The 16,144-nt window shown below is 37.6% G+C and carries 10 protein-coding genes and 1 tRNA gene; 7 read left to right on the top strand and 4 right to left on the bottom strand.

What is annotated here, in order from left to right; all coding sequences use genetic code 11:
- Nucleotides 1-17: 17 nt before the first annotated feature.
- Nucleotides 18-2,996 (bottom strand): T9SS type A sorting domain-containing protein, encoded by a 2,979-nt coding sequence (locus G7051_RS08610; RefSeq protein WP_166199596.1) that lies wholly within the window; start codon nucleotides 2,994-2,996, stop codon nucleotides 18-20.
- Between the two features lie 597 nt (nucleotides 2,997-3,593).
- On the opposite strand from G7051_RS08610, the gene G7051_RS08605 reads away from it, so the two are divergent.
- A complete protein-coding gene (locus G7051_RS08605; RefSeq protein WP_166199594.1) occupies nucleotides 3,594-4,190 on the top strand; it encodes a hypothetical protein in 597 nt (198 codons plus the stop codon).
- 43 nt (nucleotides 4,191-4,233) lie between these two features.
- Here G7051_RS08605 and G7051_RS08600 read toward each other — a convergent pair.
- A tRNA-Lys gene (locus tag G7051_RS08600) sits at nucleotides 4,234-4,306 on the bottom strand.
- Nucleotides 4,307-4,445: 139 nt separating this feature from the next.
- Between G7051_RS08600 and G7051_RS08595 the strand changes: the two genes are divergently transcribed.
- The 6 genes from G7051_RS08595 (at nucleotide 4,446) to G7051_RS08570 (ending at nucleotide 13,365) form a co-directional block, all read left to right on the top strand.
- Nucleotides 4,446-5,636 (top strand): MFS transporter, encoded by a 1,191-nt coding sequence (locus G7051_RS08595; protein WP_166199592.1) that lies wholly within the window; start codon nucleotides 4,446-4,448, stop codon nucleotides 5,634-5,636.
- 102 nt (nucleotides 5,637-5,738) lie between these two features.
- Nucleotides 5,739-6,131, top strand: coding sequence for a diacylglycerol kinase family protein (locus G7051_RS08590; RefSeq protein WP_166199590.1), 393 nt, complete (start codon nucleotides 5,739-5,741; stop codon nucleotides 6,129-6,131).
- Nucleotides 6,132-6,231: 100 nt separating this feature from the next.
- On the top strand, nucleotides 6,232-6,723 hold the full coding sequence (locus G7051_RS08585) for a DUF4251 domain-containing protein (protein ID WP_166199588.1): 492 nt from the start codon (nucleotides 6,232-6,234) through the stop codon (nucleotides 6,721-6,723).
- Between the two features lie 542 nt (nucleotides 6,724-7,265).
- Nucleotides 7,266-8,567 carry a SpoIID/LytB domain-containing protein gene (locus G7051_RS08580; protein ID WP_166113745.1) on the top strand — a complete coding sequence of 434 codons (1,302 nt, stop codon included), beginning with the start codon at nucleotides 7,266-7,268 and terminating at the stop codon, nucleotides 8,565-8,567.
- A gap of 503 nt (nucleotides 8,568-9,070) precedes the next feature.
- Nucleotides 9,071-10,240 (top strand): acyltransferase family protein, encoded by a 1,170-nt coding sequence (locus tag G7051_RS08575; protein ID WP_166202728.1) that lies wholly within the window; start codon nucleotides 9,071-9,073, stop codon nucleotides 10,238-10,240.
- Between the two features lie 146 nt (nucleotides 10,241-10,386).
- Nucleotides 10,387-13,365: a xanthan lyase gene (locus tag G7051_RS08570; protein WP_166199586.1), complete on the top strand. Its 2,979-nt coding sequence runs from the start codon at nucleotides 10,387-10,389 to the stop codon at nucleotides 13,363-13,365.
- On the opposite strand, the gene G7051_RS08565 is transcribed toward G7051_RS08570, so the two are convergent.
- Both G7051_RS08565 and G7051_RS08560 read right to left on the bottom strand, forming a co-directional pair.
- Nucleotides 13,346-14,242: a DMT family transporter gene (locus G7051_RS08565; RefSeq protein WP_166199584.1), complete on the bottom strand. Its 897-nt coding sequence runs from the start codon at nucleotides 14,240-14,242 to the stop codon at nucleotides 13,346-13,348. The genes G7051_RS08570 and G7051_RS08565 overlap by 20 nt on opposite strands.
- Before the next feature lie 104 nt (nucleotides 14,243-14,346).
- Nucleotides 14,347-16,134: a hypothetical protein gene (locus G7051_RS08560; RefSeq protein ID WP_166199582.1), complete on the bottom strand. Its 1,788-nt coding sequence runs from the start codon at nucleotides 16,132-16,134 to the stop codon at nucleotides 14,347-14,349.
- Nucleotides 16,135-16,144: the final 10 nt, after the last annotated feature.

The following is a 16,144-nucleotide window of genomic DNA, read 5'->3' as shown; positions in this document are numbered from 1 at the left end:
ATGTGTGTTAAGAATTATTATTTAACCATTACTTTTTTACTGTATTCCCCATTAGTTGTAATTGCTTTGATGATGTATACACCTGCTTGTGTAAAGTCAAAATCAGCTTCCTGCAATACACGAGGAGTAGGTAGATCAACCTTCTTGATAAGGATTCCCGTCATACTATAAGCCGTAAAGGTTACTACTTCGGGTTCTGCAAATGTTACACGGGCAGTGACAGATTTCGTATCTCCTGCATTCTTGTAGAAAACATTCATATTATCACTTTCAGCCTGAGGTTGTACAGTTTGCTGAGATTCTCCCAGTGGATCTCCGTTACACGAATCTTCGAGTGTTACTCTATAAGTAAGGGTGGCATTATTCGACTGTCCGATGGTCAAGTTGTCCATCTTTGTCCAGTTGTAATCGGCCAGATTGAAGAATCCGGTGGCTGTTACATTGAGTATCTCAGCAGGACCAAAGCTGGTATCGATCAGTCCATAGAATTTCAAGAGGTAATCGAGCCATGAAATACTGCCTGTGCCAATTTGAGTACCGTTCTTCTTGTATTTAAGACCGCTCATGGTTTTTTCAATACGGACAACATCGCCTACAGCAACTGTGCTCAGAACGGATGTAGCTACTTTTCCGTTGGTTACGACATATAGGTTTGCACCCTGCTTCTTCAATCCGTAATGAATGATATTCTTAGTATTGTTTACATCTTCAACAAAGGTGGTGTAACCAATCATATACGAATCGGTGAGATTGGAGATTGTCCATTCCAAAGCTCCGTCCATAACTGGTAAGCAGTTGGTTGTCTTGGCACGGGTGGGTTTAATAGTTGCATCGGTATTCTGGAAGTTAAATCCTCCGGTTTCCGTGATTGCAAGGTCGTAAGTTCCTCCTCTGAGCCCGTTTATTTCAATGGTGTAATCGAATTCTTTGCCTGATTTGACAACCTGTCCTGTATTTAAATCGGTCAGTCTATAGTTAAATGCGGGATTTCCCGAAGTTAGTCTTATCTTGATTTTTCCGTCCGCCAGGTTACAGGTGGGATCGGTTACTTCAATCTCTCCACCAATATCGGTTTCACGGTACATAAAGGTAAATTCATCGCCTGTGTTCAGAAAAACATTATTGAAAATAGCCTTTTGACGTGTGATATCGACTTCATCTACTTCAATGACTTCGGCTGTATTCAAATCAATGCTACCTGATCCTGAACGATCGATAACCAAAAAGCTGCGCCCCTTGCTATTATCTTTGAATTCAGCGGCACGCGTCGATGCGTAAGAGAGTTCTATCTTATTACCCGTATCGGTAAATCCGCCATGACGTAGTTCCCCTATTTTACTGTCGCTGCTACCCTTTAACATACTGATAGCTCCATAAAAAGGTTTATTCATATCTGAATCAGCAATCAGAATTTCAGTCTTAGCCTGTCTGGTTCCGTTCACACGCAGGAATACGATATTACCGCGTTTTTCTATTTCTATCTTTGAGGCCAATACCACTGAAAGTGCAGAGTTCTCAGACACTACCCCTTGTATGATTGGATATACGCTTCCTGATGTGGTGATGTAATAGCCGTAGTCGTGACTGCCGTTAGATAAAATGCTTTGATTCGAACCGAATTTAATATAGAAATTACCACTGATGGAGAATCCGCTCAGTCCCAGATAGCCGTCCGAATCCGCTAAAGGAATAGCAGTATAAGCTACTCCCTGTGCTGTAGTTGTGGAGGATTTTGTTACAGAAGATTTAAATCCGTTTGTACCGACAACAAGATCGTATTGCTGCCACGCAAGTGTTCTTTCAGCCGGTGTGGTAGCAAGTATATTGGTTTTAACAAGCCACTGGCGGCTCATTATTTTATATCCCAGCTTGCCTTCTATCTCTTTGATCTTAATAGCGTCGTTATTGTCTCCCCAGAAAAGGTAATTGTTGTCTTTTAACGGATTGGCATCCTGACGACCTAAAACAAGCAGACGAGAGGCCGACGAACGGTTATAAGGGTTGCTGTTGTAGAAATAATCGTTCTGGTCGGAGTAATTGGTTAACTCTTCGTAGCTTGTACCTGATTCCCATTGATAAAGTCCGCTGTTTTTATCCCTGTAAATAGCAGTAATCCGGTTATTGTAGTTAGGATTAGCTGCATAGTCCCAAAGCAGTTGCTCGTCACTTCCGATATAGGAAACCGGAAGAGATAAGCCGTATTTGATGGCCAGATAGGAATCGACCCGGCGTCTTTCTATCGGTGTAAGCAGGCGATTATAAGCGATCAGCTCCGGTATATAACCGCTGAAAGCCCTATTTTCGGCAGAACTTAACGAAAAAGTCGAGTTGTAGTTGACATTGGTTTTATTGTATGTGCTTCCTAAACTTAAGGTAGCTATATCTTTTTCTCCCCAGATACTTTTGGCGGGAGGAATACTGCGGTAATAGGCCGCTATCCGCATAGATTTAACCCGGAAATCATTAACATTTGATTCGGAGTCGTTAGATGAATACATTAAATCCATACCTTCGGACTGACCGTAATCGAATTTACTTTTACCACTTTCAATGCTCGGTATGATTTTATCAGTAGTTACCAGTACACCTTGCCCGGAACGTCCGTTTAACCCGTAGAGAATCATTTCCTTGTCGAAGTTGGCATTGGGTGCAAATACTCCTATAATAGTTGCCTGAGACAGGTTGGTGCGTTTGAGGCGTACCTCCCTTGTTTTTGTATCAAGCGATTTATTCAGGCTCAAAGCCGGATTGCCATTATAGTAACGGACAGAACTATTGGTGAACTCATCCCCGAAAGCGGCTCCCTGATCACTGTATACATTCAGGCGTAAGGAATCGCCACTGAAATCCTGCCAGCGGTAGGTTCCGTTCAGATCTGTGCCTGTAGGCCTTGCCTGAAACCACAGTTCGGGACTGCCCACACCTCCGGGCGACTGCGCAAAGAGGCTTCCTGTACATAGTGACAGGAGAAGTAAATGCGTAAATCGTTTCTTCATAAAAAAGTAATATTATTGGTAGTTTGCAATTCAAGTATAGATAAACTTCTAAAAGCCAAGCATGAAGCTTCTGACAATATATAGCCTAGGGAAGTTTCAGAGAACATCTCATAGTGGGAGTATTAAACAATAGTTAAAAAATACAACTATTGTTTCAATTGGCTCCGATTGTTATTTTAAGTTTATTTAAAAATCGATTATAGTCTTGTATGTATGTTTTATACGATTGTTAGTTAATATATAAGCTTGTTATTTTAACACAAAACTAAATTATTTATTTATATATCCCATTCAATTAATTAAGTTATTTTAGTTAAATTTGTTTAATGTAAACATTTCTTTAATCGAAAGTAAACACAACAACTCTTTAAATACTCTTTCAGACCTCTATCTGAGACAGTTTTTAGACATCCAATTCTAAGAGACTTAATTTAGCTTTTGAGTAAAGTGCAGCTTTTTGTTTAATTTCTACGAGAAATATCTTTCTATTTTTATGAACCTCTTGCAACTGTTTTCAAACTAGTTTATAGAGGATTTGAATATGTTGTATCAGCTAAAAGAGTATATTTGAAATCAAACTCCTGATCGATTCATACTATGAAAAATCTATTATTTATTATATTCTCTATCTTGTTTATAAATATTATTCATGGACAGAATAAACACACAAACAGCATATTACTTGCAGGGCAAGTAAAAGTCATAATAAATGATATTGATACTATTTATGCTACAGATAAACCTTTAGTGTTTATTGACAGAGAATTAAATTATGACATGGTAGATTCTATCGGTTTCTTTAAGATTGCGGTATCAAAGAAAAATAAACATTCTCTCAGAATAATTGGGTGGGGTTATAAAATTGAGTCCATTATTGATTCTGATAAGCAATCAACTAATAATTTAGTGTTATACGGCAATGTTGATTGTAAAGTTGATCAGTTTGTCGCCGAAAAAGACATTCAAAATAACAATATTAGGCTTATAACAATCGGAGGAGTTGTTCCTATAGCTAATACTTATCTAGATAATGACTTTGAAAGAAAATACAAACTCAAATATTTTGATTATGGGGATACACCTCCTTTTTTTGATTGTGTCAAAAAATACAATGAAGTAATTTTCAAATTTCTTGATGCAAAATACGGTATACAATGGAGGGTTAATGTTCGAAGAGATGTTGAAGGTTTATAAACGAAAGAAAAGATCGCCAAATTGACGACCTTTTCTTGTTTTGTGATCCTGCTGGGGCTCGAACCCAGGACCCCATCATTAAAAGTGATGTGCTCTACCAACTGAGCTACAGAATCTACCTATTTGCTTTTCTTTCAAAGCGAGTGCAAAGGTAGTATTATTATTTAAAAAATGAAATTTTAGGAGGAAAAATTCTAACTTTGTTTAGAATAGCTCTATTAAAGAAGCAATAGAAGCGTAAAATATTTGTAATAAATGAAAGATATACACCCTAACAATCAACAAACAAAATTAGCCAAAACTACACTGTGGCTCATGACAATAGGAGCAGGTTTGGTGGTTGCAAACAACTACTACAACCAACCCTTATTAGGAAAAATAGCCAGAGAGCTAAATATTTCAGAAGCGTCGGCAAATAATGTAGCCATGGTGACTCAAGTTGGATATGCAGCAGGATTATTTCTTCTCGTTCCATTAGGTGATATGTTCAGAAAAAGAAAAATCATAATTATAGATTTTATACTTATTATAGCATCACTTCTAGCTTTTGCTTTCAGCCAAAATATCACAACAATGATTGTTGCCAGCTTTTTTATCGGATTAAGCTCTGTTGTCCCTCAGATGTTTGTCCCTTTAGCTGCACAACTATCAGACCCTAAAGAAAAAGGAAAAAACGTAGGAATGGTTATGACCGGATTATTAATCGGCATTCTGGCCTCACGAATATTTAGTGGGGTATTAGGTGAATACCTCGGATGGAGAGAAGTGTATTATATAGCAGCAGGAATTATATTCATTTTATGGGTATCAATCTTCTTCTTACTTCCTGATATCAAACCGACTTTTACCGGGAGCTATTGGGGACTTATGAAATCTATCGCTCACTATATAAAGGCTGTGCCTAGTTTGCGTTTGGCTTCAGTAAGAGGAGCTTTAGCTTTAGGTTCATTCCTTGCCTTCTGGACTACGCTTACCTTCCACCTCGAAAGATCTCCTTTTTTTGCAGGCAGTGATATTGCAGGAGAACTAGGAGCTGTGGGTATTGGGGGAGCTTTGGCGGCTGCCATGGTAGGACGGATCGCCGACCGAGTCAACAAAAACACTTTGATAACCTGTGCTGCTATTTTAATGATATTATCATGGGGAGTTTTCGGCATTTGGGGATTTACATATGCGGGTCTTATTGTCGGTATTTTCGTTCTGGATGTCGGACTGCAGTCAATACATGTCAGCAATCAGACTATCGTATTTTCAACTAATCCTGATGCTACAAACAGATTAAATACCGTTTATATGACCAGCTATTTCATAGGAGGATCATTCGGAACTTTTGTAGGAGGGAAAGCCTGGGAATATATGGGCTGGAATGGAGTGGTACTTACAGGCGGAATATTTGTTATAGTACTTTTGCTTGTACATTTGATATTTTCTCGTAAAATCAAATAAATCCACAACTTTTTTTGTCACTTTAATAAAAAGCTCAACTGTAAGTTGTTATTTTGGAGTAGAGAAGAAATAAATAATTCTGCTAACTTAATCTGCTTAATAATGAGTAACAAGTCACATAAGAAATTCTCTTTAGAAAAAAGAGCTGAAAGCTTCAAATACGCTTTAAATGGATTAAAGATTGTATTCATAGAAGAGCATAATGCACGCATACATCTTATCGTATCGGTTATTGTTATAGCATGCGGTTTTATATTCCATATTTCCACTGTGGAATGGATAATTATTTGCTTTGCAATAGGACTAGTCATCTCAATGGAGATTATCAACTCAGCCATTGAGAATCTTTCGGACTTTGTATCTCCAGAACATCACAAATTAATCAAAAAAGTGAAAGACCTTTCTGCTGCTGCAGTACTCGTTTGTACTATATCATCCGTAGTCATAGGCATTCTCATTTTTTTGCCTAAAATAACTCATTTATTCGACCTATAGATAATCCTCGCTTAAAACCGACTAATCTGTCTATACCTGAAAACATTCTATACCTGAACCAATTATTATCTCTGTATGTTTAATAAAAAAGAAAACAGATATGAAAAAGATATTAGGAATAATCAGCCTCTTTCTGATAATATTATTTATCGGATGTAAAACAAAAGAGTTAAGTCCTGAGCAACAAATCAAAGCACAGGAATATGTAGACAAGATCGAAAGCCGAAATTTCATATTCAATGCAAACAGTGCCCAACCGATGTCGGGAAGATCTATCAATTTAAACTACAACTATTATCTAAAAGTAAGCAAAGATACAGTCATTGCCAACCTACCCTATTACGGACGTTCGTATGTTGCACCAATAAATCCAAGGGATATTAGTATCGATTTTACCAGTACAAATTTTCTTTATTCCGAAAACAAGAAGAAAGATGGGGCATATGAAATAAAGATAGTACCTAAAGATATAGCGAATCGAGAAAATGAAGGTATTTCGTTTTTGTTAAAAATCAGTCCTGATGGATACGCAACATTAAATGCATTGCCAACCAATAGACAAAGTATCTCTTTCTATGGTACAGTTGAGTGATTTGATATCTTTTCAGGAGATCCAGACTAAAACTTAAAACAGTTAAATTATCTAAATATAATAAATCAAAACCTAATTTAATTATAAGTAAAAGAAGACTGGGCTAAACAAAGAACAATACAAACAAAATAGAAAAACACTAATAAACAAAACATTAGACATAAAATTCAGTAGCTCGCAAAATGAAGTAAATAATCAGACTCACGTCTCCTTAGCTGGATATGCTAAATAACATATTAGACAATATAAAATAGTTGATTATCTTTAGTGGTGTTTAAAATAAGTTTGCAGAACTATTTGTTGCTTTGGTAAGCAAAACAACGATAGACAGTTATGCAATTTTAATATTTTCTTTTACTTATTAAAACAAACCCACTCTGCTCAAGAGTATGAAACCAATATCTAAGACAGCAAAGACACTACCTCGTAAACAAAGGAAGTTGCATCCGATTAAAGCAAATAATTTAGTTTTAATCGATAGAAGTGCTATTTTATTCGCTCAATAATTAGACAAGATTCAGCAAATTTAAAACAAATAATATATGTCAACAGAACCCAATGTAAGTGTTGGTATTTTATCAAGTAAAACCATCACATTTAGCTTCCATTCTGATTACAAACATCTTGAAAAAGAAGTTAAGAGCGAAAACTCGGTAGCTTATCAAGATGGAAAGATACTTTGGAACGGGATGCTTTACGAACAATTATTATTTGAACCCACAAAAGAAAATGCATCCTTTGTAATAAAAGATGTAATCATCGGAATTAATTTTCATTGGGAACGAAAAGAAGATCAAGAATTTCAGGGAGCCTTAAAACTGATTATTGAAGACGACCAGATAACAGCTATAAACCTCATCAAAATTGAGGATTATCTGACCAGCGTAATTTCGTCTGAAATGAGTGCAACAGCATCTCTCGAATTATTAAAGGCACATGCTGTAATATCCCGCAGCTGGCTTCTGGCACAGATCCAAAAGAATAAAGAAATAATAGCCGATAAAACTGATTATTCGGCATTTCAAGAAACCGAAAATGAGTTTATCCGATGGTACGACCGCGAAGACCATATTCATTTTGATGTATGTGCAGACGATCATTGCCAACGCTATCAGGGTATAACCAGAGCATCATCCAATATCGACACTGTAAAACAGGCTATTGCTGAAACCCGGGGACAAGTACTAACCTCAGAGGATAAGATATGCGACGCCCGTTTTTCGAAGTGTTGCGGGGGAGCTGTAGAAGAGTTTCAGAACTGTTGGGAAGATACAAAATTCTCATACCTTGTAAAATTAAGAGATGATGTGAATCCAAACGATTTGCCTGACTTAACGATAGAAGCGGAATCTTTGAAATGGATAAAAACACGCCCTACAGCATTCTGTAATACTCAGGATAAAAAAATATTAAGTCAGGTTCTCAATAATTACGATCAGGAGACAATGGATTTTTACAGATGGAAAGTCACATATACTCAGGAAGAATTATCTGCTCTTATATTAAAACGCTCAAGTATAGACTTTGGAGTAATTCAAGAGCTTATTCCTATACAACGCGGAACTTCGGGCAGATTAATAAAACTGAAGATTGTAGGTTCTAAAAAGACTCTGATAGTAGGTAAAGAACTCGAAATACGCCGTATATTGTCAAACTCTCACCTCTATAGTTCGGCCTTTTATGTAGAGAGAGAAGGCAAACAGTTTACAATCATCGGAGCAGGTTGGGGACACGGTGTAGGCTTATGCCAAATAGGAGCGGCTGTAATGGGCGAAAAAGGGTATTCGTATGACAAAATATTATTGCATTATTATGTAGGTGCAGATATTAAGCATCTGTACTAAGACCACAGACCTTTATATTGCTTTGGCAAGTATAACAAATACAGATTGTTATGACTATAGAATAGACCAATAAATTTTATTCTTTACTTAATGCTATTCTTGTTTATTGTTTTGTCGATACATAAGTAACAGAGAGGATTTAATGTCACATTTTGATTTTTCAGTCGAAAGTTTATCTATCAAACAGATAAAGAGCTCATTGGATAAGAAAAAATAAAAAACAGCAGAAAGATGTCACTTTTGTCATTTTTGTAATCTTTTCAGTCATTAACCATTGATAATCAGACCATACAAAAGATTACAAAAATGAACATTCAGTAACCCTACAATGGTCATGTTTGTAACATTTTTGCAATCGGCTTGTCACCTTTTCGACCCTCTGATTTTACAAGAGCTGAAGTAGCTGACATAAAATAGGACATCGAATATTTTTTTTTGCTTATTCATATTTAACAGAGAAGAAAGATTAATTTTGTGAGATGCTTAACTTATAATTTACCATGATTCAACAAACAACATCCAACCGACTACTTTCGCTTGACATATTACGAGGAATCACTATAGCAGGAATGATTCTGGTGAACAACCCAGGATCATGGGGATCAGTTTACGCTCCATTACGACATGCTGAATGGAACGGATTGACTCCTACCGACCTTATATTCCCGTTCTTCATGTTTATCATGGGGATCTCTACTTATATATCGTTACGCAAGTTTAATTTTGAGTACAGCAAGGCAACTGTACAAAAAATAATAAAACGCACGGTAGTCATCTTCCTTATCGGGTTGGGTTTAGCGTGGTTTGGTCTTTCTTTCAGCACCTTCAGAGATTTATCGGAAGATGGATTGGGCTTTTTCGAACGTCTATTCCAATCCATTACGAACTTTGAACATATACGCATTTTAGGAGTCATGCAACGGTTGGCAATCACATATGGTATCACATCACTTATTGCAGTCTTTGTTAAACACAAATACATCCCTTACATAATTGTTGTCACTCTATCAGCTTATTTCTTAGTATTACTTTTTGGCAATGGTTTTGAATTTAGCGAAAACAATATAATTTCATTGGTAGACAGAGGAATATTAGGAGTAAACCATCTATATAAAGATGCAGGTGTAGCTATTGACCCCGAAGGGTTACTAAGTACCATTCCGGCAACATGCCATGTGTTGGTAGGATTTTTATGCGGAAAGATACTGATGGAGGTTAAGGATAATCAAGTACGAATTACCCGATTATTCATCATAGGTACAATACTTACCTTTATGGGTTTCCTTCTAAATTACGGATGTCCTATCAACAAGAAAATCTGGTCACCTACATTTGTATTGGCAACCTGTGGTCTGGCATCTAGTTTTCTTGCTCTTCTCATATGGATTATTGATATTAAAGGCTATAAGAAATGGAGTGTGTTCTTTGAATCATTCGGAGTAAACCCTTTATTTATATACGTTCTTGCAGGAGTTTTATCTATTTTAACAGGTAATATTACATTTACATATCACGGCGAAAATATCAGTTTACACGGATTTATATACGACCAGGCTCTACAGCCATATCTGGGAGATTATTTAAGTTCATTGGTTTTCGCCTTGTTATTTGTAACTGTTACCTGGTTTGTAGGAAACATATTATACAAAAGAAAAATCTATATCAAAATATGACACTATCGGCAGATAACCGAAACTTATCAGATAAGGTACATCCTCTCAAAATGGATTTCCTTCTATTATGTGGCAGAACATAAGTAAGCCTTTAAACGTTCTTAATACTTGTCTTGTTTTTCATTAAATTAAAATTTCAGCAAATAATGAGCTTCTCTAAAATAATAAACAGATCGACAGCGCTACTATTTATATTTATCACGTGTCTCTCTTTTCACGAACTTAAAGCTCAAAATCTGCCCAAAGCTGTAACAGCCGATATCAGTAAATACCTGACCTCCGTTGCTCGACAGGAAGTAGCCGGAAAAGCAATCGCTATCGATTCGGTTATCATCGCAAAAAAAACAATCAACCTGTATGCGGGAGTAGAGTTATCTTACATACCTTTCAGAAAGAAGAATGTGAACGAAATTTATGCACAAGTAAAAAGACGTTTACCCAAAGAATATAAAAATTATACTGTTGCAATCTACACAGATAAATACAAGATAGAAGACTATATACCATCGAGTCTTAACGACCGTTTTACAAACCGCCTGGACAAGCCTTTGATAACAAACACATCACGCCCTTTCGAGGCCGACAGAGGTTTGCTAGGACATCATCTGGCCCTGTGGCAAAGTCATGGCTGGTATTATGAGCAAAAACTGGGCAGATGGCAATGGCAACGGGCACGTATATTTCAAACAGTTGAAGATCTTTATACACAAAGTTATGTATTACCATACCTTGTGCCTATGCTGGAAAATGCCGGTGCAAATGTTTTGCTTCCTCGCGAACGTGATACTCAATTACGTGAGATAATCATCGACAATGATCATAACAGAAACCAATCGACTTATAAAGAGAAGAAAGGCAAAGAAAAATGGGCAGAAGGGGAAACTCCCGGATTCGCAAATTTAAAGGGAACTTATCAGGATGGTGAGAATCCGTTTAAGACCGGTACGTTCCGCCAAACGACAACTATATCGAAAGGTAAAGAAAGCTTTTGTGAATGGATACCCAACATTCCCGAAACAGGAAAATACGGAGTATACGTCTCCTACCAAACTCTGGAAAACAGTACCGACGACGCTCTTTACACAGTATATCATCTGGGGGGAGAAACCGAGTTTAAGATAAATCAAACAATGGGTGGAGGTACGTGGATATTTCTTGGCTTCTTTAGTTTCGAAGAAGGAAATAACGACAACTGCAAGGTAGTCTTATCTAACAAGAGTCAAAAGTCAGGACGGGTTCTTACTGCTGACGCCGTTAAGATAGGCGGAGGTATGGGAAATATTGCCCGATCGCCACTTCCCAAAGAAACGAATAAAATCAATTATCAACCCACAACAAGCAACTACCCCCGATATACGGAAGGAGCTAGATACTGGTTACAGTGGGCAGGTGTTCCCGATACGATTTACAGCCGTACAGCAGGAGAGAACGACTATTCGGACGATTTCCAAAGCCGTGGCTTTTGGGTTAATTACATTGCAGGAGGATCTAGCGTACTGCCCGAAAAAGGTGGGTTGAATATTCCTATTGATCTGGCAATGGCGTTTCACTCCGATGCAGGAATTACTCCCAACGATTCCATAATTGGTACTTTAGGAATCTGTATGACACATATCAATGATGAAAAGTTCGAAAACGGAAAACCTCGTTTAGCTTCACGACATTTGGCTGATATGATTACGGATGAAATAATTACTGATATTCGTCAGAACTACGAACCCAACTGGACTCGCCGACCTATATGGAACCGCTCTTACAGTGAGGCTCGTGTGCCCGAAGTTCCCACTATGTTGCTCGAATTGTTATCGCACCAGAACTTCGCCGATATGCGTTACGGGCTCGATCCTCAGTTTCAGTTTACGGTAAGCAGATCTGTATACAAAGGAATACTTAAATTTGTGGCACATCAATATGACTACGATTATGTAGTACAACCTCTTCCTGTAACAGGTTTCAGCTTAGACTTTGTAACCGATACCAAAGTACGCTTAAATTGGATTCCGACTCTTGACAATACGGAACCGACTGCAAAACCAACTAAATATGTTGTGTACATGCGTGTCGACAATGGAGATTTTGATAATGGAGAGATTGTACCCTACAGCAATGCTCAGATAGAGATACAGAAAGATAAAATATATAGTTTCAAGGTAGCTGCCGTTAATGATGGCGGTGAAAGTTTCCCTTCCGAAATACTGTCGGTTTGCAGAAAGTCGAATGAAAAAGGCAGTGTCCTTGTCGTTAACGGATTCGATCGGATATCTGCTCCGGCAAGCTTTACAATGCAGGATAGTATCGCCGGATTTTGGGATGGCATAGACCATGGTGTTCCCGATAAGTCTCAATATAATTATACAGGCAGCCAATACGAATTCCGCAGGGATATGCCTTATATGGGTAATGATACTCCCGGTTTCGGGGGCAGTAATGCCGATTTCGAAACAACTGTAGTTGCAGGCAATACATTCGACTATCCTTATGTACATGGCAAAGCAATAGTAAAAGCAGGGTATTCTTTTATATCTACCAGCCGTGATGCTGTGATAAATGGACAAGTAAATCTGAACAACTATCCATTGGTAGACCTTATTCTCGGCAAACAAAGGCAAACTTATATCGGGAGAGGTTACTTTGTTCCCGATTTCAAAACATTTCCGGCAGAACTACAATCCAAAATAACAAACTACTGTAAACAGGGAGGTAATATTCTGGTTAGTGGGGCATTTGTCGGCTCGGATCTTTGGAACAATGAAAATCCTCAAAGAGAAGATATCGATTTTGCTTCTAACATATTAAAGTACAAATGGCAAGCAGGTAGGGCATCTGCTACAGGAAATGTAAATAGCGTTGCCTCTCCATTTCCTGTGTACAAAGGCGAATTAGAGTTTTACAACAGACCGAATACAACTTCATATGGTGTAGAGTCACCTGATGCAATAGAGCCTTCGGGAGATAACAGTTATACGATTTTCAGATATCCCGAAAACAACCTCAGTGCAGGGATAGCTTCACAGACAAATTATAAGACATGCGTCTTAGGGTTTCCATTTGAAGTCATCGAAGAGGAAGATCAAAGAAATGATTTGATGAAAGGAATCTTATCGTTTATGTTTCGGAAGGACTAAGTTTTTTACCTGTTCTCTGGCGTGAAACATCAAACATTTGCATCAGAACCGATAGAATAATTATCCCTAATCCGATGAAGAAAGTAATAGTCAACTCTTTTGCTTCACCAAAGATTATTATGGCAAGAATTATGCTGTATATCGGTTCCAGGTTGTAGCTCAGATTGACTGTAAAAGCAGAAATATGTTTCAGTGCCTGTATCTGCAAAAGACATAGACCAATGGTGCATACGGTAGATAAAAGAAATAAATATATCCAATCGGGTATGCTCGGAATAAGCGACTCCACAGGAATAAAATGAAGGTAAAACGGTAAGATACAACTCATAAAAACAAAGCCGCCAATCATCTCATACAACAACATGGACGAAGAGTTATGGTTAGCTCCAATTCTCTTGTTCATGATAGTAAACAGGGCACAAAAAGCTGAAGATATTATCCCGAAGATAATCCCCATACGGTATTGAACATCGAACTGAAAAATAAGTAAAATACCACATACAGTAACCAGACTAAAGAGGAGTTCTTTATACGAAACTTTGTGGCGATTGATCAGAGGTTCAAGCATAGCTGTAAAGAAACCGACTGCCGAAAAACAAACAACTCCAACAGAAACATTGGAGGCTTTGATACTTCCATAGAAAAAAATCCAGTGCAGTACCAACAGTACCCCTACCCCTCCAATTTTAAGAATTTCTTGTCTCGATATTCGGGGGAGCTTTTTAGTCGCTAATAGGATAAAATAGAAAACGATAGAAGTAATCAAAACTCTGTACCAAACCAATACCCCTTCATTTAAAGAGATAAGTTTGCCAAAGATTCCTGTAAATCCAGCTATCAATATAGATAGATGCAACTTAATAAATGCCTGTTTCATTATCGATTTTCTAAAAAATTGAGTAAAGATAATATATAACTAAGAAAGACCGCCCAAAAGGCAGTCTTTCTACTATGTAAAACATATCATCAAAGAATAATATCCTATTCTATTGATATGCTCTTTTTCATTTCAGCTGCTTCATTCTTTATATCAGTCCAGCTCTTGGTAATTACTTTTTTCTCTTTGTTCGCATAGCGTAAAGCAATACCTCGCTCTAAACCTTTGGGCAGCTCTGCTAAACCGTTAGCGTTGTCAGCAACACCTAACATTAAAACCTTATCGTTAGTTGTATCTATATATAATTTATAACCCAATTCGGCATCGGTCAACTTTCTGCAATAGCGAGCTTGAGTAAAGTGATAAAGTTCGGTATTCACTTTTATTCCTGAAATATGGCTGAATGCAAATATTCTTGCATAATTCTTCATACGCAATCCAAAGCCATAGCCAAATGAATAGTGAACGCCGCTATCATCAGGATTATTTCCTTTGAATCCAAGGGGAGTCATACTCAAACCTGAAGTATTATTATAGAATTTCATATCAACCAAAGGCTTAACCGCCGCAGGTATATCAGAATCCGATGCATAAAGAAAAGTCTCAACATTTCCATATACTGTATTGCCGGGATTCACAGGAGCAGTACCCAATAACTGACATATATCTGCCGTAGCAGGTAGTTCGAATCCTGAAACCTCTTCGCCATTCTTTGCTTTATAGAATTTATAATTGTCTCTATAAGCACGTGCCTCTCCATACTCGGTAACCCAAGTTCCAAATGTTTGTTCAAATGCAGGTAACGGACAACTGTTTCCACCAGCTAAAGCATGGATTTTTGCCTCTGAATGATTCATGAATTCATAAAGCGTCCCCCATAGGTTACGGTATTTAATTCTAAGATTTTCGGCTGTCCACTCATATTCTCCTACAACTATTGTCTTGTAGGTTTTCTCGATAAGCCCTCCGGCTTGTTCCACGCCTGTATCGTAATTATAGCCTAATGTTCCATAACCACCACTGTAATAAGTAGGCATTGTCATATAAACAGATCCTACTGGTCCTCGCTCATAAGGATCGGGATATATTTTTCTTCCCGGATAAACTTCTTCTATAAAAGCTTTATCGGTATCCGACAGTTTAGTATTCCATTTATTACTGCCTACCCCATTTGTTGTTAAATGTGGAGGGAAGAATAATAACATAATAGAATTCGCATCAAATTCGGTATAATTGGTTTGAAACTTACTATATGTATCTAATATCACATCCGAGATAAGAGCATCGCTCCATCCGAAAGGACGAAAATAGGAATATACTCTATTCACATCCAGATCAACCCCCGACTCTGGTCCTTGATGTTCATAGATAAGACCTAGCACATGCCCGAATTCACGTAATATCAATGCGGCAAAATCTGCGGAATTTATCTCAGATAAATCATTACCGTTAAACAACATGATGTTCATAGATGGCTGATCTTGATCTACATCAAGACAATCGGTTCCTAAATAAGACCAAGTAACCCGGTCTCCTTGCCACTGAAACGCCACTTTTACGTCAGCCTCATCAGCAACTCCAACATATTCAAAATCGATATTTGCATACTCCGACCACTCCGCTGCAACTTCTTTCACTTTATTTTGTGCGGCTGGCGTACCATTAAGGAACTTCACACGGACAGTTTCTCCATTATCCCAAAGTTTTCTTTTGTTCACTCCGGCTCTGGTCTCCAGACCTGATGCAGGACTGGTTTTATAAGCAAAAACATAATTTCTTTCTTTCGAACTCGAATTTGGGTCTTGCTTTGTGCCTATCGACTCATCCTCATTACTACAAGAGGTCAAAAAGGCTAGAATTGATAATATGATTATAAAAGGAATATTCTTCATAATTTAGTTA

The sequence above is a fragment of the Dysgonomonas sp. HDW5B genome (genome assembly GCF_011299335.1).
GTDB lineage: Bacteria > Bacteroidota > Bacteroidia > Bacteroidales > Dysgonomonadaceae > Dysgonomonas_A.
The sequence above is the reverse complement of the archived record's forward strand: the minus strand, read 5'-3'. Positions and strand labels throughout refer to the sequence as shown.